This is a genomic window from Pseudoclavibacter helvolus (assembly GCF_014191305.1).
Lineage (GTDB): Bacteria > Actinomycetota > Actinomycetes > Actinomycetales > Microbacteriaceae > Pseudoclavibacter > Pseudoclavibacter helvolus.
In genome coordinates, this window is the sequence record NZ_JACHWJ010000005.1 from 322,572 (window position 1) to 341,113 (window position 18,542).

General features: G+C 68.3%; 20 protein-coding genes and 1 tRNA gene. 11 read left to right on the plus strand and 10 right to left on the minus strand.

Going from position 1 to position 18,542, the window contains the following annotated elements; genetic code table 11:
* Nucleotides 1–82 precede the first annotated feature (82 nt).
* From FHX72_RS16245 to FHX72_RS16255, 3 genes are all read left to right on the plus strand, one after another.
* Nucleotides 83–1,036 (plus strand): L-lactate dehydrogenase, encoded by a 954-nt coding sequence (locus FHX72_RS16245; RefSeq protein WP_068478334.1) that lies wholly within the window; start codon nt 83–85, stop codon nt 1,034–1,036.
* Between the two features lie 107 nt (nt 1,037–1,143).
* Nucleotides 1,144–1,836 carry a membrane protein YczE gene (yczE, locus tag FHX72_RS16250; protein WP_221186994.1) on the plus strand — a complete coding sequence of 231 codons (693 nt, stop codon included), beginning with the start codon at nt 1,144–1,146 and terminating at the stop codon, nt 1,834–1,836.
* A 210-nt stretch (nt 1,837–2,046) separates the two neighbouring features.
* On the plus strand, nt 2,047–3,645 hold the full coding sequence (locus tag FHX72_RS16255; protein ID WP_183626467.1) for an amino acid permease: 1,599 nt from the start codon (nt 2,047–2,049) through the stop codon (nt 3,643–3,645).
* Nucleotides 3,646–3,785: 140 nt separating this feature from the next.
* Here the strand turns inward: FHX72_RS16255 and FHX72_RS16260 are convergent, their stop codons facing one another.
* The gene (locus FHX72_RS16260; protein ID WP_068493899.1) at nt 3,786–4,745 is read right to left on the minus strand and encodes a carbohydrate kinase family protein; all 960 of its coding nucleotides are present in this window, start codon (nt 4,743–4,745) and stop codon (nt 3,786–3,788) included.
* A 68-nt stretch (nt 4,746–4,813) separates the two neighbouring features.
* On the opposite strand from FHX72_RS16260, the gene FHX72_RS16265 reads away from it, so the two are divergent.
* The gene (locus tag FHX72_RS16265) at nt 4,814–5,173 is read left to right on the plus strand and encodes a hypothetical protein (protein ID WP_183626469.1); all 360 of its coding nucleotides are present in this window, start codon (nt 4,814–4,816) and stop codon (nt 5,171–5,173) included.
* A 3-nt stretch (nt 5,174–5,176) separates the two neighbouring features.
* On the opposite strand, the gene FHX72_RS16270 is transcribed toward FHX72_RS16265, so the two are convergent.
* The gene (locus tag FHX72_RS16270) at nt 5,177–5,911 is read right to left on the minus strand and encodes an ABC transporter permease (protein WP_183626471.1); all 735 of its coding nucleotides are present in this window, start codon (nt 5,909–5,911) and stop codon (nt 5,177–5,179) included.
* A complete protein-coding gene (locus FHX72_RS16275; protein ID WP_183626473.1) occupies nt 5,908–6,630 on the minus strand; it encodes an ATP-binding cassette domain-containing protein in 723 nt (240 codons plus the stop codon). The genes FHX72_RS16270 and FHX72_RS16275 overlap by 4 nt, the downstream gene beginning before the upstream one ends.
* Between FHX72_RS16275 and FHX72_RS19830 the strand changes: the two genes are divergently transcribed.
* Together FHX72_RS19830 and FHX72_RS19835 are read left to right on the plus strand one after the other, a co-directional pair.
* Entirely contained in the window at nt 6,568–6,969 is a 402-nt protein-coding gene (locus FHX72_RS19830) for an SLC13 family permease (protein ID WP_377604002.1), read from the plus strand. The genes FHX72_RS16275 and FHX72_RS19830 overlap by 63 nt on opposite strands.
* A 39-nt stretch (nt 6,970–7,008) precedes the next feature.
* A complete protein-coding gene (locus tag FHX72_RS19835; RefSeq protein WP_068466722.1) occupies nt 7,009–7,200 on the plus strand; it encodes an ArsB/NhaD family transporter in 192 nt (63 codons plus the stop codon).
* 6 nt (nt 7,201–7,206) lie between these two features.
* Here FHX72_RS19835 and FHX72_RS16285 read toward each other — a convergent pair whose 3' ends face one another.
* Both FHX72_RS16285 and FHX72_RS16290 read right to left on the minus strand, forming a co-directional pair.
* Complete coding sequence (locus FHX72_RS16285; RefSeq protein ID WP_068466719.1) at nt 7,207–7,434, minus strand: hypothetical protein; 228 nt, start codon at nt 7,432–7,434, stop codon at nt 7,207–7,209.
* Between the two features lie 80 nt (nt 7,435–7,514).
* On the minus strand, nt 7,515–8,798 hold the full coding sequence (locus FHX72_RS16290) for an acyltransferase family protein (RefSeq protein WP_183626475.1): 1,284 nt from the start codon (nt 8,796–8,798) through the stop codon (nt 7,515–7,517).
* A 105-nt stretch (nt 8,799–8,903) separates the two neighbouring features.
* Between FHX72_RS16290 and FHX72_RS16295 the strand changes: the two genes are divergently transcribed.
* The gene (locus tag FHX72_RS16295; RefSeq protein ID WP_183626477.1) at nt 8,904–9,893 is read left to right on the plus strand and encodes a Gfo/Idh/MocA family protein; all 990 of its coding nucleotides are present in this window, start codon (nt 8,904–8,906) and stop codon (nt 9,891–9,893) included.
* A gap of 38 nt (nt 9,894–9,931) precedes the next feature.
* Here the strand turns inward: FHX72_RS16295 and FHX72_RS18635 are convergent, their stop codons facing one another.
* Together FHX72_RS18635 and FHX72_RS18640 are read right to left on the minus strand one after the other, a co-directional pair.
* Complete coding sequence (locus tag FHX72_RS18635) at nt 9,932–10,912, minus strand: ornithine cyclodeaminase family protein (protein ID WP_338110154.1); 981 nt, start codon at nt 10,910–10,912, stop codon at nt 9,932–9,934.
* A complete protein-coding gene (locus FHX72_RS18640) occupies nt 10,909–12,276 on the minus strand; it encodes an ATP-binding cassette domain-containing protein (protein ID WP_221186995.1) in 1,368 nt (455 codons plus the stop codon). The genes FHX72_RS18635 and FHX72_RS18640 overlap by 4 nt, the downstream gene beginning before the upstream one ends.
* Here FHX72_RS18640 and FHX72_RS16305 point away from each other — a divergent pair.
* Nucleotides 12,253–12,933 carry a GntR family transcriptional regulator gene (locus FHX72_RS16305; RefSeq protein ID WP_183626479.1) on the plus strand — a complete coding sequence of 227 codons (681 nt, stop codon included), beginning with the start codon at nt 12,253–12,255 and terminating at the stop codon, nt 12,931–12,933. The genes FHX72_RS18640 and FHX72_RS16305 overlap by 24 nt on opposite strands.
* Here the strand turns inward: FHX72_RS16305 and FHX72_RS16310 are convergent.
* Nucleotides 12,917–13,552 carry a TetR/AcrR family transcriptional regulator gene (locus FHX72_RS16310; protein WP_183626481.1) on the minus strand — a complete coding sequence of 212 codons (636 nt, stop codon included), beginning with the start codon at nt 13,550–13,552 and terminating at the stop codon, nt 12,917–12,919. The two genes, FHX72_RS16305 and FHX72_RS16310, sit on opposite strands and share 17 nt — an antisense overlap.
* A 146-nt stretch (nt 13,553–13,698) precedes the next feature.
* Here FHX72_RS16310 and FHX72_RS16315 point away from each other — a divergent pair, with 146 nt between their 5' ends.
* Nucleotides 13,699–14,535 (plus strand): alpha/beta hydrolase, encoded by an 837-nt coding sequence (locus FHX72_RS16315; protein ID WP_183626483.1) that lies wholly within the window; start codon nt 13,699–13,701, stop codon nt 14,533–14,535.
* 80 nt (nt 14,536–14,615) lie between these two features.
* On the opposite strand, the gene FHX72_RS16320 is transcribed toward FHX72_RS16315, so the two are convergent.
* Nucleotides 14,616–14,697 (minus strand) — tRNA-Tyr (locus tag FHX72_RS16320).
* Nucleotides 14,698–14,821: 124 nt separating this feature from the next.
* On the opposite strand from FHX72_RS16320, the gene FHX72_RS16325 reads away from it, so the two are divergent.
* Nucleotides 14,822–15,310, plus strand: a complete 489-nt coding sequence (locus tag FHX72_RS16325) for a YajQ family cyclic di-GMP-binding protein (RefSeq protein WP_068478537.1) — start codon at nt 14,822–14,824, stop codon at nt 15,308–15,310.
* Between the two features lie 56 nt (nt 15,311–15,366).
* Nucleotides 15,367–16,881 (plus strand): cardiolipin synthase, encoded by a 1,515-nt coding sequence (gene cls / locus FHX72_RS16330; RefSeq protein ID WP_183626585.1) that lies wholly within the window; start codon nt 15,367–15,369, stop codon nt 16,879–16,881.
* A 291-nt stretch (nt 16,882–17,172) separates the two neighbouring features.
* On the opposite strand, the gene FHX72_RS16335 is transcribed toward cls, so the two are convergent.
* The gene (locus FHX72_RS16335; protein WP_183626485.1) at nt 17,173–18,537 is read right to left on the minus strand and encodes an FAD-dependent oxidoreductase; all 1,365 of its coding nucleotides are present in this window, start codon (nt 18,535–18,537) and stop codon (nt 17,173–17,175) included.
* Nucleotides 18,538–18,542 lie beyond the last annotated feature (5 nt).

The window sequence follows — 18,542 nt, forward strand, 5'->3', positions numbered from 1 at the left end:
GAGCCGCGCCGCGACACGCCGCAGGGCGCGGGCGGGCGGGCATACGATCAGAGGGTCGCTGATCTTCCCGAAAGGAAGCACCATGCCCGTGCAGAAGCAGTCCAAGGTCGCGATCGTGGGGGCCGGCAGCGTCGGCACGTCGCTCGCGTACGCATGTCTCATCCGCGGCGTCGCCCGCGAGATCACCCTCTACGACATCGACACGAAGAAGGTCGAAGCCGAGGTACTCGACCTCGCGCACGGCACGCAGTTCACGGGTTCGAGCGTCATGACGGGCTCGAGCGACATCACGACCGTCGCGGGCGCGGACGTCGTCATCATTACCGCGGGAGCCAAGCAGAAGCCAGGCCAGACTCGCCTCGACCTCGTCGGCGTGAACGTCAGCATCCTCGAGTCGCTCATGCCCAGGCTCGTCGAGCTCGCGCCTGACGCCGTGTTTGTGCTCGTCACGAACCCGTGCGACGTGCTCACGGTGATCGCCCAGCGCATCTCCGGCCTCCCGCCGGGCCGCGTCATCTCCTCCGGCACGGTGCTCGACACCTCCCGCCTCCGCTGGATCATCGCCAAGCTCGCCGGCGGCCTCGCCCCAACGAGCGTGCACGCCACCATCGTCGGCGAACACGGCGACAGCGAGTTCGCGCTCTGGTCCCAAGCCACGATCGGCCCTATCCCGATCCTCGACTGGGAGCGCGACGGCGAGCGCCCCTTCACCGAGGAGACCCTCGAGAGCATCACCCACGACGTGCGCACAGCCGCGTACAAGGTCATCGAGGGCAAGGGCGCCACGAACTACGCGATCGGCCTGTCCGGGGCGCGCATCGCCGAGGCGATCATCAACGACGAGCACGCCATCATGCCCGTCTCCACACTCCTCCAGGGGCAGTGGGGCATCGACGACGTCGCAATCTCGACACCCGTGATCGTGAGCGCCAAGGGCGTCGAGCGCATCCTCGACACCCCAATGTCTCCGAGCGAGCTCGAGAAGTTCCTTGCCTCCGCCGAGGAGATCCGCTCAACCGTCCGCTCCGTTAGCTAACCGGTCAGACACCTCCAGCTCGCGCCTCCCTCGCCGCCCGGCCGGGCACATCCACTCTTCCGGACTGGACCGCGCCGCGCCGGGCCGGGCGCGGCTTAGATAAGCGGATGCGCTCCATCGTCCGACTGCCACGACGCGCCACGCAACTCGTCGTGGGCATCCTCCTCTACGGCCTCGCCATCGCCATGATCGTGAGGGGCGAGCTCGGCGTCTCCCCGTGGGACGTGCTGACGCTCGGCATCCAGGTGCAGTCGGGCCTGCCGTTCGGGCTCATCACGGTACTCATCAGCGTCGTCGTTCTGCTGATCTGGATCCCCCTGCGGCAACGACCCGGCTTCGGCACGCTCTTTAACGCCCTCTTTGTTGGCCCGTGCGCCGACCTGGGTCTGTGGCTCATTCCCGAGGGCCTCGACCTGTGGTGGCGCATCCTGCTGCTCGCCGGGGGCATCCTGACGCTCGGCCTCGCGACCGGGCTCTACATCGGCGCGCTCTTCGGGCCCGGCCCCCGCGACGGCCTCATGACGGGCCTCCACCGCGTGACCGGCTGGCGCATCTGGATCGTGCGCACGAGCCTGGAAGTCGTCGTGCTCGCCATCGGCTGGATGCTCGGCGGCGACGTCGGCATCGGCACCGTCGCGTTCGCGCTGCTCATCGGCCCCATCTGCGCGGTTGCGATCCGCTGGTTCACGGTCGACATCGGAGGCGCGGGCGAAGCCGAGACCCACTCGGAGCGCGAAGCACGAGGCAACGTCGAGCCGAGCGACCCCGAGACGCTGCCTGGCGACTCGCCCGCGAGCTGAGCACATCCGCTCGAACGGCGACCACTGAGCCTCGCGGAAGGCACTTCTCCCCACGTCACTTATGAACACAAGGTGAACTGGATGCGCGCGGGGTCCTACTCTTGCTCGGTACAGATCCCGAGGCGCCCGCCGCGCTCCTCCCCCTCACGTGCTGATTCTTCAGCGAGCACGCGGCACCCGGGGTCCCCTTCACCAGGAGAAACGTGATCCATGACGTCCCCAAGCGCTGACGGCCAGATTCCAGAGGGCGCGCCGGCGCCCCATACCGAGGCTGTCTTCACCGAGAAGGGCCGCGATCTGAGCGAACGCGGCCACCAGCCAGGCCGCGGTCCGGCCGTCGAGCAGGGCGAGGCCCTCGCCAACACGCTCAAGCCGCGACACCTGTCGATGATCGCCCTCGGCGGCGTCATCGGCGCCGGCCTGCTCGTCGCCTCGAGCACCGCGATCCTCGCGGCAGGCCCAGCCGTCATCCTCGCCTACGCCCTCGCCGGGGTCGTCGTCGTGCTTGTCATGCGGATGCTCGGCGAGATGGCCTCCATCTCACCAGAGACGGGCTCGTTCTCGGCGTTCGCAACGCGCTTCATCGGCCCGTGGGCCGGCCTGTCCATCGGCTGGCTCTACTGGTGGTTCTGGGTCGTGGTCGTCGGCATCGAGGCCACCGCGGCCGCCGTCATCATCAGCGGCTGGCTGCCGGAGGTCCCCCAGTGGATCCCCGCGCTTGTCATCACGCTCGTCTTCCTCATCGCGAACCTCATCAGCGTGAAGTCGTTCGGCGAGTTCGAGTTCTGGTTCGCGTCGATCAAGATCGTCTCGATCATCATCTTCATCATCGTCGGCGCCCTCCTCATCGCTCACGTCATCCCGAACAACACGGCTACGTTCGGCAACCTCGCCCCGGCTGACGGCGGCTTCGCTCCGTTCGGCGTCGCGGGCATCCTCGCGGCCCTCCTGCCCGTCATCTTCTCGATGTTCGGCGCCGAGGTCGCGACCATCGCGGCGGGCGAGTCCGAGCAGCCGGCGCAGGCCGTGCGCAAGGCCGTCAACTCGGTCGTGTGGCGCATCCTGCTCTTCTACATCGGCTCGATCCTCGTGGTGCTCATCGTCCTGCCCTGGGACCAGATCACGGCAGGCGTGAGCCCGTTCGTCACGATGCTCAACGCCGCGGGCATCGGCTGGGCGGCCCTCGCGATGGACATCATTGTGCTCTCCGCCCTGCTCTCGACCCTCAACGCGTCGCTCTACACGGCCTCCCGCATGGCCTTCTCGCTGTCGCGCCGCGGCGAAGCGCCCAAGGCATTCCGGAAGGTCTCGAAGCGTGGCACCCCGTACGTCGCGATCCTCGCATCCGCCGTCGTCGGTCTGCTCTCGGTTGTGCTCAACTACACGACCCCCGAGTACGTCTTCTCGTTCCTCGTGAACTCGACCGGCGCCGTCGCGATCTTCGTGTGGATCGTCATCGCCGTCTCCCAGCTGCGCTCGCGCCGCATCCTCGCGGAAGACGCCGTCGCAGCAGGCAAGGACTCGAACGAGATCACCAAGGGGGCCATCCGCATGTGGGGCTTCCCGTGGCTCACCTGGGTGGTCATCGTCGCGCTGTCCGCGCTGCTCATCTACATGTTCTTCGCGGGCGAGACGCGCCTCATCGAGGTCACGACGAGCTTCGTCATCGCGGGCATCTCGATCGTCGCGGGCGTCTACGTGCAGCGCAAGCAGAAGCGCGAGCGCGCCGCGGCGGCGGTTGCGGGTTCGGGTTCGGGCTCGGGCTCGGGTTCGGGTTCGGGCTCGGCTTCAGCGACGGCGCCGAAGTAGTTTCCTCACCACCCCACGGTTTCGGGATGGGTTCCACGCTTCGGGATGGGTTGCAAGCCATCCCGAAGTGAGAAACCCATCCCGAGTCGACGCGGTAGCGGGCGCGAGCGGTAGCGGGCGCGGGCGGAGGCGGGCTCGGGCTACGCTCCGGCAGCCGATGGCAGGTCGTCGTCTGCGGCGAGGAAGCTCCCCGTGACTCGCACGGTGGCCGCCGCGACGGTCATGGCGCGCTGCAGGATGCGCCGCGCATCCGCCCCCTCCCGGGGTACGCCGCCCTGGGCGATGGAGGCGACCGCTGTCGCGAACACTGCGTCGCCAGCTCCCATCGTGTCGACGATGTCGCCGGGCAGGTCCACGATGGGCTCGGCGACGTCGATGCCCGCGCGGTTGACCCAGCGACCGCCCCGGTTGCCTTCCGTCGCGAGCACGTGCGTCGCGCCGAGGTCGAGCATGTCGCTCGTCGCCTCGTCGAGGGGCGCCTCGAACAGCAGGTCGGCGTCGTTGTCGGAAAGGTGCGTGAAGAGGGCGCTGGAGACGTGCCGCTCGAAGTTGTCGACAAACGCCACCGGGTCCTCGACGAGGCCGAGTCGCGGGTTCGGGTCGAGGAGCAGCCGCTCTTGCGGCCGGATGACCGCCTCGAGCAGGCGCCTGTGCTGCTTCTTGTCGTCGAACGCGAAGCCGGAGATGGCAACAAACGGGGCGGCGCGGATGAGCGCCACCTGCTCGTCGTCGAAGCGGATGCGCCGAGCGCGAGCCGCATCGTCGAACGTGTAGAGGGGCTCGCCGTCCGCCGGTTCGCCGATGGCCCGCCCTGTTCCGGCGAGCGACACCGACGGTGCGAAGCGGATGCCGTGCTTGCGTAGGTGGGCACGAATGCGCACGCCGTCCGGGTCGTCTCCGATGCTCGCGATGAGGGCAACGGGCACGCCGAGTCGAGCGAGCGCCATGGTGACGTTGAGGGCCGAACCGCTCACGTAGCTGCGGCTCGTGAGGCCGCCGCGGGCCTCCGTCTCCTGCAGCTCCGTGACGATGGCGTCGCCGATGACGACGACGGGCGCGTCGGGAGTCGGGCGTGCTTTCGCTGTGGGTTTGCTGCTCATGTCCCTGATTGTGCCTTGCATGGATGGACCCTGACTGTCTGTTCGAAGTGCGCGCTTATCCTCGTTGCATGTCCACTCCTGCTACCAGCCGAGAAGCCGCGCATGTGCTGCTCGACGCCGTCTCCGCCACGGAGGTCTCCCCCGACGCCGCGGCGCTCGCGTACGAGCGTCTCGTCGAGGTCGGGGCGTTTGTCGTGAAGGTCGAGCAGGGGCAGGGACTCGACGCCGACCTCGACCCGGACGCCGAGCAGCCGGCCGATGGTGGGCCAAACCAGGTCAAGGTCAACATCGAACTCTCGAACCTGCTGCACGCCAACTACATGACCCTCGACTGGCTCATCGAGGAGCTCGCGCACGCTCGCAACACGACGCGGGACGACATCATCATCGCCCTCCGCGAGCACCTCGACAGCGTCGCGGCGAAGTAGCGTCTACCCGGTCCGACGGCGCAGGGTGAGCGAGCCGAGGATCAGCGCGCCGACAGCGAAGGCGAAGATGACGAGGATGGGCGCCCAGAGGTCCCAGCCGGTCTCACCGGCGGTGACCCCGTTGATGGCGTCGATGCCGTAGCTGAGCGGCAGCCAGTCGGAGATCGTCTGCAACGCATCTGGCATCTTCTCGCGCGGCATGAGGATACCTCCGAGCAGGATCTGCGGGATCACGAGGACGGGCATGAACTGCACCGCCTGGAACTCGGTGCGGGCGAACGCACTCGCGAGGAGCCCAAGGGCCGTACCGAGGAGCGCGTCCGCGACCGCCACGAGGCCCAGCTGCCACAGCGGACCTTCGACGCTCAGGCCGCAGACGACCACCGCGAACGCGACGGTCACGACGGCCTGAACCACCGCGGCAACGGCGAATGCGAGCGCGTAGCCGACGATGAAGTCGCCCTTCGCGAGGGGAGTTGTCATGAGCCGCTCGAGCGTGCCCGAGCGGCGCTCCCTCAGCGTTGTGATGCTCGTGATGAGGAACATGATGATGAACGGGAACAGCGCCAGGATCGCTGGGCCCAGCTGCTGGAAGACGCCGTCCTGCTCGGAGAAGAGCCACGAGAAGAGGCCGACGAGGAGGCTCGGGGCGACGACCATGAGGACGATCGAGCGCGGGTCGTGCCGGATCTGGCTGAGCACGCGGCCGGCCGTCGCGAAGGTCCTGGTGGGGCTCATGACGCGTCCCCTTCGACCGGACCGGCGTGACGCCCGGTACTCTCGCCCCGCTCGATGAGGGCAAGGAACGCGGCATCGGCATCGTGGGTCCCGGTCTCCCGGAGCAGCTCCGGCGGGGTTGTGTCGGCGATGAGTTGACCGTCTCGCATGAGGATGAGGCGGTCGCAGCGCATGGCTTCGTCCATGACGTGGCTGCTGACGAAGAGCGTCGCGCCGCCATCGGCAAGCGACCGGAAGAGCGACCAGAGGTCCTCGCGCAGCACCGGGTCGAGGCCAACGGTCGGTTCGTCGAGGACCAGCACCTCCGGGTCGCCGAGCATCGCGACTGCGAGCGAGACGCGGTTCTTCTGACCGCCGCTCAGCGACTCGACCTTCTGCTTCGCCTGCGCGGCCAGGCCGACGCGGTTCATGATCGCATCCACTTTTGTCCGCCCGCTGCCGAGCACGCTCGAAAAGCAGGCGAGGTTCTGCGCGACGGTGAGGTCGTCGTAGACGGATGCGGACTGGGTCGCGTAGGCGACTCTCGAGCGGAGCCGCTTGGAACCGGCCGGCTGCCCAAGCACGGACACCGATCCGCCTGCTATCTTCTGGACTCCCACGATGGCGCGCATGAGCGTCGTCTTCCCGCAGCCAGACGGCCCGAGAAGCCCGGTGATCTGCCCGCGCGGGATCGACAGCTCGACCGTCGATACCGGATGCCCGTGCCCACGAGCATCCACGACCGCCCGCTCCTCATCTTCTCGGCAGTGGTCACCGTGCTGCTGTTGCCGCTGCTCGTCTCCGGCATCGAGGTGGCGATCCCCGCAGGGATCGCGGCGGTGTTGCTGCTCGTCGCCTTCGCGGTGCGCCGCCGCGAGTCCCTGCGCTTCAGCCTCGTGCCGTGGCAGGCGCTCGGTATCGCCGGGTCCCTGTTCGTCCTGGTTGAGGCCGCCCACGCGCACGGGCTGAGCGAGTTGCTCGCCTCGGTCTCGGGGCGCGGCAACGACCCGTTGAGCCTCCTGCAGCTCGCCGCGCTCGGCGCCGCGAGCGCCAACGGTGTCAACAATCTGCCCGCCTAGCTCGCGCTCGAACCCGTCGCCGACAGCCCCGCCCGCCTCGTGGCGCTGCTCATCGGCGTCAACCTCGGCCCGCTTGTCACCCCGTGGGCGTCGCTCGCAACGCTGCTCTGGCACGAGCGGCTCGTGGCGCTCGGCGTCACGATCTCCTGGCTGCGCTTCGTACTGCTCGGGATGGTCGGGGTCGCGATCATCGTGCCCCTCGCGACGCTGGCCCTCGCCGCGACCGCGTGACCCCTACTACTTCTTGCTCGCCATGTCGTCGAAGGCAGCCTGAAGCGCGATCGCGAAGCCCACGCCGATGCAGACACCCATGATGAGGAACGCGATCGTGAACCCGGCGCTCATCGAAAGGATGACCGAAATCACGACCCCGATGGCCACCCCGATCGCGATGCCGAGCGCCCACGGCACAAGCCGGGGCCGGTAGCTGCTCACGGGGTCTTCGCCTTGCTTCGGTGCGGTCACGGTCGTCTCCGGTCCTCGTCGAAAGCTGTGGGCCAATTCTGGCGGGGCCCCGGCCGCAGACGAGCTCGGGAGGCGAACGATCAGGTTCTCTGGGGGCGATGCACAGGGGTGCGGGACGGCCAGCGCCCGAGCAGCAGGATGGCCGCGCTCAACAGCGCGGTACCGATGGCCGCCAGGGTCAGGTCCATGAAGAACTGGAGCACGAGGAACGACGGCACAAACGCGCAGATCACGGCGAGCGCGACAACCCAAGCTGGCGGGGTGCTGCCCACCTCGCGCGGCGTCTCCCACCGCCCCACGAGGAACGACAGCCCATAGACCACACCGAGCACGACGAGGAAATACGGGATGCGGCTCCACCACCACGCCGCGGACCCGGGCTCGGGCGCCGCGCCCGGGATCAGCAGCGCCACGGCGGAGACGAGCAGGATGACGGGCAGGTGCCAGAGGTAGATCGTCATGAGTCGCGAGCCCACGAGGAACACGACCGCGCGCGCTCCCGTCGTCTCCATGAGCCGCGCCAGCGCGGGCTTCAGGAGGCGAAGGATGCAGGCCTGCGCGACGGCGAGGACCACAAGCGGGAGCGTCGCCGGGTTGAGGTTGAAGAGCATGTCCGGCGAGTAGGGCCCGAGCGTCGTGAGCGGCACGAGCGCCGCGTAAGCGAGCGCCGCGATGCCGACGAGCGTGAGCGGGCGGCGGCGGTCGAGCCAGCCGTCTGCGTACCAGAAGCCCAGCTGCTGCACGAGGACCCACACGAAGAAGAGGTTGAGGAGCCCAATCTCGGTTATCCCGGTGGCGAAGCGAACCGCATCGACGAGGACCACCCCAGCCAGCAGCACCAGAAGCGTTGCGCGGGGCGTCCGAGCGTGCCAGCCGGCCATCCACGGCACCACGGCCTGGCAGAGCGTGTAGGCGGCGAGGAACCACAGGGGCGTGGCCGCGCCGGACGCGGCCATGTCGACAAGGGCCGGGTCGAGACCCGCGAGCGTCGCCCCGCCGATGGCCACAAGGTAGAAGGCGTAGAGGGGCAGCGCCGGCTGCGCGAGCCGCAGCACCCGCGAGCGCACGTAGTCGCTCGGCGTCGAGCCGCGGCGAACCGCGCTGCGCCACGCCGTGATCGATGCGAACCCACCGACGACGAAGAAGAGCGGCATGATCTGGCCGGCCCACGTGGCGAGCGCAAACCAGGGCTGCGCCTCGAGCGGCCGCGTCACGACCAGCTGCCCCGACGCATCCACCCCGATCGCGACCATGAGGAGGTGGATGACAACCACGAGCAGCACGCAGAACACCCGCGCGAGATCGAGGGTCAGGTCACGCTTCGACAGGTCGATGGCGACTGACCGCTGCTTCGTCTCGCCCACGTCGTCGCCCTTCCCTGGTGTTGCTGAATCCAGAACCTACCGCCAACCACCCCAATCTGGATCGACTTGTGGGTGTTCGTCGCGCTGCTCCGGTAGTTTCGGCGCATGCAGAAGACCAGGTGGGCGATCCTCGGGCCGGGCGCGATCGCGGAGTCGTTCGCGAAGTGGCTGCCAAGCTCCGAACATGGCGAGCTACGGGCCATTGCGAGCCGGGACCCCGAGCGGGCAGCCGTGTTCGCTGCCCGCTACGGCGCGGAGATCTCCGGCACGTACGCCGAGATCCTGGCCCGCGACGACGTCGACGCCGTCTACGTCGCGACCGTGCACACCACGCACGCTGAGCTCGCGATCGCGGCGCTCGAGGCGGGCAAGGCCGTGCTCTGCGAGAAGCCGCTCGCGCCGAGTGCCGCCGAGACAGAGCGAGTACTCGCCGCCGCGGAGCGGGCGGGACTTCCGGTCGTCGAGGCCTACAAGCACCGCTTCAGCCCGTTCGCACGGGCCGTCGACAGACGGCTGGAGGCGAGTCAGCCGGCCACCCCGCTCAAGGTGCGAACGCAGTTCGGCTTCACCGCCGGCAGCGCTGACGGTCGCCTCTTCGACCCTGAGCTCGCAGGCGGGGCGATCTTCGACGTCGGCGGCTACCCCGTCTCCTTCGCTGTCGCCGCCGCGGCATCAGCTGGAATCGCGCTCGAACACCTGAACCTCACGCAAGCGCACGGACGCGTCGAGGCGGGCGTCGACGTCTACTCCTCGGCCCAACTCGAGGCCGAGGGGTTCACCGCCTACGTCGACTGCTCGATCGACACCCAGCTGTCGAAGCGGGCCGACATCGTCGGCGAGGGCGGCTGGATCACACTCGAGAGCGCCTACGGCGACCGCGACCTCTCGCCGCAGACCCTCGACCACTTCCACGACGGGCAACGAGACACGATCGAGGTGGACCAGGTACACCCGTTCGCGGAGGAAGCGGATGCGCTCTCTCGCGCGCTCAGGGACGGGCGGCTCGAGTCGAGCGCAATGCCCTGGGAGCAGACCCGCACGGTCGCGCGCCTGCTCGACGCCTGGCACGCGACCGTGCTCGCGGGAGCCAACTAGCCGGGTCCGATACTCCCCAGCCGCGCCCCACCAGCTCCTCAGGCGCCGAGGTCGAGCTCGATCCCGACGCCGCGCGAGCGCGCCTCGCGCACGAGGAGGTCTGCGATCGCCAGGTCCTGGGCGCCGATCCCCACGGAGTCGAACAGGGTGATCTGCTGCGGGCTCGTGCGGCCAGGTCGCACCCCGGCCAGCACCTCGCCGAGCGTGCCCACGACGTCGTCCAGGCTGAGCGCGCCCTCGGCCACCGCGAGCATGAGGTCGCCCGACTTCGAGCGCGCCGTCGCCTGGTCGTCGACCCAGACGGACGAGCGCGACATCGTGAGCGCATCCACCTCGCGCTCGTCGGCCCGCGGCCTGGCCCCGACCACGTTGAGGTGCTGACCAGGGCGCAGCCACTCGCCACGCACGATCGGGCTGACCGACGGGGTGAGCGTGCAGATCGTGTCCGCCCGCTCGAAGACGCTCTCGCAGGAGTCGACGACGTCGATGCCGCCCGACCACTCGAGTGAGTCGGCGAGCGCGGCGGCCCGCTCGCGAGTGCGCGACCAGATGACGAGTCGATCCCAGTCGCGCACGCCGCGAAGCGCCTCGACGTGCTCTCGAGCGAGCCCACCGGCGCCCACGAGGCCGAGCACGCGGCTGTCCTCACGGGCAAGCGCACGCGTGGCCACGGCACTCGCCGCGGCCGTGCGCACGCGAGTCGGCACGCCGCCGTGCAGGAGCGCGACCGGCGACCCGAGCTCTCGGTCGAGCACCGTGATCATCGAACGCTGCGTCGGCAGCCCCCGCGCGGCGTTGTCTGGAACATCGGCGAGCAGCTTCACGGCCGCGGTTCCCGTGGCCTCCGAGAGCGCCGACATGAGCACGTAGCGGCCAGTGCCCGCATCCGTCTTCATGGACGTGGGCGGCGGCTGGTCGGCGGCGCCGCGAGCGATCTCCACGAAGATCTCCGCCACCGCGCGCTCGGTCGCCGAGCGGTCGACCAGCGCCTCGAGCTGCGAGGCGGTGAGCACGATCACGAGGTAGCCACGAGTTCGAGCGCGTCCGCCACGACAGCCCCGCCGAAGAGCACGGTGCGGTCCGGGAGGCGGTCCATGACCGCACTCGTCACGGTCTCCCCCGCGACGAGCTGCAGGTCGGCGCGGTCGCCGATGACGACCCCTGGGCGGTCGAGCGCGCCCCGCAGCGCGGGCGCGGTGCCGAGCACGGAGCGGCCGCCGACCGTGGCGATGGCCATGCAGTGTTCGATGTCCTCGTCGCGCCGGAACCCGTTGGTGAAGGCAAGCTGCCAGGTGCGATCGAGCATGTCGGCGTTGCCGTACGGGGACCAGTAGTCGCGCTGGCCGTCCTCGCCGAGGCCGACACGGATGCCGTGCTCGGCCAACAGCAGCGTGGGCAGCGGCTTGGCCGGCGCGATGGTCGCCCAGGCGACGTCGAGCTCGGCGAACTGCTCCACGAGTGGAACAAGCTGTTCGCGCGGCAGCTCCGCGAACCCGTAGCCGTGCGAGATCGTCACCCTGCCGGTCATGCCGAGCGCACGGGTGCGCTCGACGATGAGCTCGGCGGAGAAGCGGGCGAGCTGGTCGGGCTCGTGCAGGTGGATGTCGATGGGCGCGTCGAACTTCTCGGCGAGCCCGAAGACGAGGTCGAGGTGCCTCGCCGGGTCGCGGTCGAGCTGGCACGGATCGACGCCGCCGAGCTCGATGGTGCCCTCGGCCGCTGGCTGCACGCCAAGCACGGCCTTGGCCAGCGACGACTTGCCGCATCCCGATTCGCCGACGACGGCGACGGTCTCGCCAGCTGCGATGCGCAGGGAGACCCCGTCAACGGCCCGCACCGACTTGCGACGGCCGTGCCCGTGGTACTCGACCACGATCCGATCGGCGACCAGAGCATCCGGTTCGCCCTCGAACACCGGCCGCGCCACGCGCTCGCTCTCAGCCGGGACGGCCGCCATGAGGCGCTTCGTGTAGTCCTCGGCGGGGTGGTCGAGCACTGCCCGCGTCTCGCCGGTCTCGACGACGCGGCCGTGCTGCATGACGGCGAGCCGGTCGCTGTTCTCGGCGACGAGGCCCAAGTCGTGGGTGATCAGGACAAGCGCAGACCCAGTGCGCTCGCGCACCTCGGCGAGCAGGTCCATGACCTGCGCCTGCACGGTCACGTCCAGGGCGGTCGTTGGCTCGTCGGCGATCAAGAGGAGCGGGTCGTGGGCGATGGCCATCGCGATCATTGCCCGCTGCCGCATGCCGCCCGACCACTGGTGGAGGCGGGTGGCCGCGCGCTCGACCGCATCCCGGACGCCGACGGCGGTCAACAGCTCGACGGCTCGCTCGCGGGCCGCTCTGCGGCTCATGGGCTGGTGCACGCGCACGGCGGCGGCCACCAGATCATCACGGGCGAGCTCGCGATGGGGTCGAAGCTCAACGAGCGCGAGATCGCGGAACGACTCGAGGTTTCTCGCATCCCAGTGAGGGAAGCGCTGCCGATCCTGGAATCGGAGGGGTTCATCACCTCCCAGCCGCGTCGTGGCGCGGTTGTCCACGTGCTCACCGTGACCGACGCCACCGAGGTCTTCGACCTGCGGCGCCAGCTCGAGCCGATGGCCTCAGCCTTCGCAGCGAGGCGAGCGAGCGCCGGAGCAGACGTCACCCCCATGCTGGCCGCCCTGCGCTCGGCACACGGCGCATCAACCCCCGATGCCCCATCGGACGCCCCACCCTCGACACGCAACTCCGACCTGCACGAAGAGATCATCGCCCTGGCAGACCACGCCCTGCTGCGCCGCGTCACGAAGCTCATGAGCGGCCGCGTGCGCTGGCTCTTCCGCCTAACCCCCCAGCGCGACACCGCAGCGATGTGGATCGAGCACCGCGACATCGTCGACGCGATCGTCGCGGGCCAGGCCGACGTGGCAGAACTGCTGAACGCGGCGCACGTGGAGCGCGGCCGCATCGAATCCATGCCGCTCCTTGAAGCTCAGCTGCCGCGCGAGGCGCCCGCAGTGAAGGCACGGCGCCGACGGGCTACCTCCCCTCAGTAGCCCCAACCTCGACGCCGGACTCGCTGGCCGACCCGGCGCGAGCATCCACCCCCGACGCAGCGCGTGCCGCCGCGGTGAACGCGGGGCTCACCCGCTCCCAGCCGTCGAGGTAGCCACCCACCATCGCGGCGTCGCGCAGCAGGACCAACTGGGCAGCGGCCGCCTGCGGCTCCGGATGCTGCGCGCCCTCGAGCATGGCCTGCAGCTCACCCCTGAACCACTCGCGGTGCCGAGCGACGGAGACGCGCACGCCACTGTCGCTCGCGGGGTACTCGGCCGCCGCGTTGATGAACGGGCAGCCCCTCGTGTGGTGGCGAGCGACATCCTCGGCGAGGCCGCCAATGACGAGCTCGATGAGCTGCTCCGGGCCCTGCGCCATCGCTTCCGCGCCCTCGAGCGCTTCGCGAATGCGCGCGTCTTCGACCCCGAGGTAGGCCTCGACGAGGTCTTCCTTGCTCGGGAAGTGCCGGTAGAACGTGGCCCGGGTCACGCCGGCCTCGCTCACGATGCGGTCGACCCCAACCGCGTGAATCCCCTCCCCGTAGAAGAGGGCGGATGCCGTCGCCAGAAGTCGCTCTCGGGCAGCGGATGCGCCGCCTGCGGTTGTTCGCTTGGCCATGTGTCCAATAGTAGAACGATCTTTCTCTTTTCGCTTGACAAGTTCTGAATCTCCGAAGTATGGTTCCAGCAAGATAGAACGATCGTTCTACTCAACACAGCCAGACACAGACCCCAGAACCACCCAGACGCACCACAGAGATCAAGATGAACAGCAACGACCAGCACAAGACCCCCATCGTCCTCATCCACGGGCTCTGGATGACCCCCACCAGCTGGAACACGTGGGCCGAGCACTTCCGGGCCCGCGGCCACGAAGTGATCGTGCCCGGCTGGCCCGGGATCGATGACCGCAGCGTCGGCGACATCCGCCGCAACCCCGCGGCCCTCAAGGGGGTCGGCCTCGCGCAGATCGCCGACCACTACGAGCGCATCATCCGCGCCCTTCCGGAGAAGCCGATCATCATGGGCCACTCCTTCGGCGGACTCCTCACGCAGATGCTCGCCGACCGCAACCTCGGCGTTGCCTACGTCGGCGTCACCCCCGGCCAGCCCGCCGGCATCACGACGCTGCCCTTCTCCACCGTGCGCTCCGGCTTCCCCGTCCTCCGCAATCCGTTCAACAAGAACGGGGCGTCCCCCATCTCGAAGGCGCACTTCCACTACACGTTTGGCAACGACCTCAGCCGCGCCGAGTCGGACAAGCTCTGGGAGGAGTTCGCCGTCAACTCAGTGAACAGGGTCTTCTTCGAAGGAGTCGCCGCGGCCTTCAACGAGGAGGGCGGCGCAAGCCACGTCGACTACGCCCGGAGCGACCGGGCACCCCTGCTCGTCATCACGGGCGAGATCGACCACGTTGTGCCACCCGTCATCGGGCGGGCGATCGTCAAGAAGTACACGCAGACGGGCAGCCCCGCGACGGTCGAGTACCGCGAGTTCGCGAGACGCACGCACCGCATCGTCAGCCAGACCGGATGGGAAGAGGTCGCCGAGTACGCGCTCACCTGGGCCACCACCCACGCCGAGGTGCCGACGAGCAACTGAGCGCAGCACCGCGCCCAAGATTGCGGCAGATAGAGCAATGACGCGAGACATCTTGTGGATGTCTCGCGTCATTGTGTTCGTGGCGAGTGAGGGATTCGAACCCCCGAATGCTGAGCAGTCTGATTTACAGTCAGATCCCTTTGGCCGCTTGGGTAACTCGCCAGTGCACAGCGCGAAGCGCAAACGTGCAGGCTAGAGACTACCGACTTCCACCCGGTTTGTCGAAACGACCCGGGACTTGGCTCCGCTCGAGAGAATGTCGGCGGTCCTCGCTACCATGGTTGACATGGCAGATTCCTCGTTTGACGTCGTTAACAAGGTCGACAAGATGGAGGCGGACAACGCCGTCAACCAAGCGCAGAAGGAGCTCGAGACGCGCTACGACTTCAAGGGCGTTGGCGCCTCGGTCGATTGGTCTGGCGAAAAGCTCCTCCTCAAGGCTTCCAGCGAAGAGCGCGTGAAGGCGGTGCTCGATGTCCTGCAGACCAAGTTCATCAAGCGCGGCTTCTCACTGAAGACGCTCGACGTGGGCGAGCCGTACGCCTCCGGCAAGGAGTACCGCATCGAGGCCTCCCTCAAGGAGGGCATCGACCAGCCGAGCGCGAAGAAGCTCACGAAGCTCATCCGCGACGAGGGCCCCAAGACCGTGAAGGCGCAGATCCAGGGAGACGAACTCCGCGTCTCCTCCAAGAGCCGCGACGACCTGCAGGCGACCATGGCCCTGCTCAAGAGCGCCGACGTCGAGGTCGACCTGCAGTTCGTCAACCGCCGCTAGTGCCCCCGGGGGTCGCGCGAACCGGGTACGACCCGAGCGCCGCCGCTGGCGCCCTCATGCCCTGGTACCCGGAGCTCGGGCTCACCGGGTTCTGGCTCGCGGCCGTCGCGACCTTCTACGTGCTCATCGTCGTGACGGCGCTGGTTGTCATCCCCCGCAACCGGCGCCCCACGACGGCCCTCGCGTGGATCATCACGATCATCCTCATCCCGTACCTCGGCGTCATCCTGTTCTTCCTGTTCGGCACCAACCAGCTGCCGACCCGCAGGCGACGCATGCAGGCCCAGGTCGACGGCATCATCCGCGACGCCACCGACCAGATCGCGCCCGCCGATCGCGTCATCACGAGCCCGTCCTGGTTCGAGCAGGTCACGAAGCTCGGCGAGCACCTCACCGCGATCCCGCTCGCCGACGGCAACCGGCTCGAGCTGCACGGCACCTACAACCGCGCCATTCGGCGCATGGCCAACGAGATCGACGAGGCCGAGAGCTACGTCAACGTGCTCTTCTACGCCATGAGCCACGACGACGCCACCGCCCCATTCTTCGACGCCCTCGAGCGCGCCGTGCAGCGCGGCGTGACCGTGCGCGTCCTCTTCGACCACATCGGGTCGATGCGGTACCGCGGCTACAAGAAGATGAAGCACCACCTCACCGAGATCGGCGCCGACTGGCATCGCATGTTGTCGCTGTACCCGTGGGAGGGCGGCCTGCAGCGCGTCGACCTCCGCAACCACCGCAAGCTACTTGTCGTCGACGGCCGAGTCGCGTACCTCGGCTCGCAGAACCTCATCTCGCGCGACTACCACCGCGGACCCAAGCCCGGCAGCGACTCCCTCAAGTGGAAAGACCTCATGCTCCGCATGGAAGGCCCCATGGTCACCGGCGTCAACGCGGTCTTCATCTCCGACTGGTACGCGGAAACCGAAGAGCTGCTGACGGGCGTCTTCGAGGACGACCCGGTCACGCCAGAACCCGACGAGGCAGAAGCGGACGTCGAGGCCGGCGACCAGCACGACGTGTTCCCGTGCCAGCTCGTGCCGAGCGGGCCGGGCTACGAGAACGAGAACAACCTGCGCCTCTTCAACCAGCTCCTCTACGCGGCCCGAGAGCGCATCGTCATCGTCAGCCCCTACTTCGTGCCAGACGACTCGCTCATGTACGCCATCACGACGGCGGTGCAGCGAGGAGTCAGCGTCGAGCTCTTCGTGGGCGAGATCGCCGACCAGTTCTTCGTCTTCCACGCCCAGCGCTCGTACTACGAGGCGCTCCTGCGAGCGGGCGTCAAGATCATGCTCTACCGCCGCCCCTACATCCTCCACTCGAAGCACATCACCTTCGACGACTCCGTCACACTCATCGGCTCGAGCAACATGGACATGCGCTCGTTCACCCTCAACGCCGAGCTCATGCTCATGGTGCACGGCGAGGAGTTCGTGAACCGGATGCGCGAGGTCGAGAACGGCTACAGGCAGCGCAGCTTCGAGCTCACCCTCGAGGAGTGGCGCCAGCGGCCAATCCTGACCCGCGCACTCGACAACGTCGCCCGCCTGACCAGCGTTATCCAGTGAATTCATGCGATCAACACTGAGCAGGCCAGCACCGATTGGCGCTGGCCTGCGTGACCCTGCTGCAGGGCTCCCAGCCCTAAGGGGTCTTCAGCCGACGGCGAGCTCCCCCAGTATCGCGCCGCGGTCAGAACGACCATTGCGACGCGGCTCAGCCGCCGGCTGAAGTCTTTGATTCGGACCGGTTCAGGCCCGAAATCCCTTCCGCTCTCTGTGCGTACTCCGAGCGTACGAGGTGAACGAGCGTTCCGCGATGGGGAGAACTCCCCACTTACTCAACCGCGACCAAAACCCCTATTCGCCACGCGAAATCCTCGTCATCTCATCGCGATCCACAACCTTGATTCGCTCACGACCATTCGCCGCACCGAGCGCGAGCTCATGGGCATCGAGTCGACGCCAGCCGGCGAGGTCCGTGAACTGCACCCCGCGCGATTCGAGCAGTTCCACGACGGATGCCTCGCTCGCGTCGGCCGGCGTCCACCAGTTGCCCTGGTCGGCGACGAGGTGCGTGACGGTCTCCAGCGCATCGGACTTCGTGTGACCGATGAGGCCGATGGGCCCGCGCTTGATCCACCCGGTCGCGTACATGCCGTTGACCTGCTGGTTGTCGTCGTCCCACACCTGCCCCTCGTGGTTCGGGATGACCCCGTGGTGCTCGTCGAAGGGCACGCCTGGCAGGGGCGAGCCGAAGTACCCGATAGCCCGGTAGACGGCCTGCACGGGATGCTCGACGAACTCACCGGTTCCGCGGACGCCACCCTCGGCGTCCGGCTCCGTGCGCTCGATCCGGATGGCGCGCACGCGCTCACCGTCCGGGCCCTCTTCCGTGAGCACTGCATCCGGCTTTGAGTAGAAGTGGAGGTGCAGGCGCCGCGAGGCCGTGAGCTCCCGCTCGCCGCGCCACTTGCCCATGATGCGACCGATGACCATGAGCTGCTTGTTGGTCTTCGCGAGTTCGGCGGCCGCCGGGTCGCGGTCGAAGTCGTCCTCGTAGACGATGACATCGACGTCTGGCACCTCGCCCAGCTCCCGCAGCTCGAGCGGCGTGAACTTGACCTGGGCGGGCCCCCGGCGCCCGAAGACGTGCACGTCGGTCACGGGGCTCGCTTCGAGACCTTCGACGACGTTCTGCGGCACCTCCGTCGACAGGAGATCCTTCGGGTGCTTCGCGAGCATGCGCGCGACATCCAGAGCGACGTTGCCGTTGCCGATGACAGCGATCTCACGCGCCTCAAGCGGCCACGTGCGCGGCACATCGGGGTGCCCGTCGTACCAGTTCACGAAGTCGGCAGCGCCGTAACTGCCCTGCGCGTCGATACCAGGGATGTCGAGGGAAGCATCCCGGATGGCCCCCGTCGAGAAGATCACCGCGTGGTAGTGCTGCTTCAAGTCGTCGAGCGTGATGTCTTTGCCGAACTCGACACCACCGAAGACGCGCATGACGCCGGACTCGAGCACCTCGCGCAGGGCGTTGATGATGCCCTTGATGCGGGGGTGGTCGGGAGCGACCCCGTAGCGCACCAGCCCGTAGGGGGCTGGCAGCTTATCGAACAGGTCGATGGAGAGATCGAACTGGCGCTCCATCTTCTGCAGGATGTCCGCAGCGTAGATTCCGGCTGGTCCTGCACCGACGATGGCAAGGCGGAGCGTGGTCACATGTC

Bases quoted from the DNA above. Each gene is read 5' to 3' on its own strand.
- FHX72_RS16245 (WP_068478334.1), top strand. From the start codon at position 83: ATGCCCGTGCAGAAGCAGTCCAAGGTCGCGATCGTGGGGGCCGGCAGC.
- yczE (WP_221186994.1), top strand. From the start codon at position 1,144: ATGCGCTCCATCGTCCGACTGCCACGACGCGCCACGCAACTCGTCGTG.
- FHX72_RS16255 (WP_183626467.1), top strand. From the start codon at position 2,047: ATGACGTCCCCAAGCGCTGACGGCCAGATTCCAGAGGGCGCGCCGGCG.
- FHX72_RS16260 (WP_068493899.1), bottom strand. From the start codon at position 4,745: ATGAGCAGCAAACCCACAGCGAAAGCACGCCCGACTCCCGACGCGCCC.
- FHX72_RS16265 (WP_183626469.1), top strand. From the start codon at position 4,814: ATGTCCACTCCTGCTACCAGCCGAGAAGCCGCGCATGTGCTGCTCGAC.
- FHX72_RS16270 (WP_183626471.1), bottom strand. From the start codon at position 5,911: ATGAGCCCCACCAGGACCTTCGCGACGGCCGGCCGCGTGCTCAGCCAG.
- FHX72_RS16295 (WP_183626477.1), top strand. From the start codon at position 8,904: ATGCAGAAGACCAGGTGGGCGATCCTCGGGCCGGGCGCGATCGCGGAG.
- FHX72_RS16310 (WP_183626481.1), bottom strand. From the start codon at position 13,552: ATGGCCAAGCGAACAACCGCAGGCGGCGCATCCGCTGCCCGAGAGCGA.
- FHX72_RS16315 (WP_183626483.1), top strand. From the start codon at position 13,699: ATGAACAGCAACGACCAGCACAAGACCCCCATCGTCCTCATCCACGGG.
- FHX72_RS16325 (WP_068478537.1), top strand. From the start codon at position 14,822: ATGGCAGATTCCTCGTTTGACGTCGTTAACAAGGTCGACAAGATGGAG.
- cls (WP_183626585.1), top strand. From the start codon at position 15,367: ATGCCCTGGTACCCGGAGCTCGGGCTCACCGGGTTCTGGCTCGCGGCC.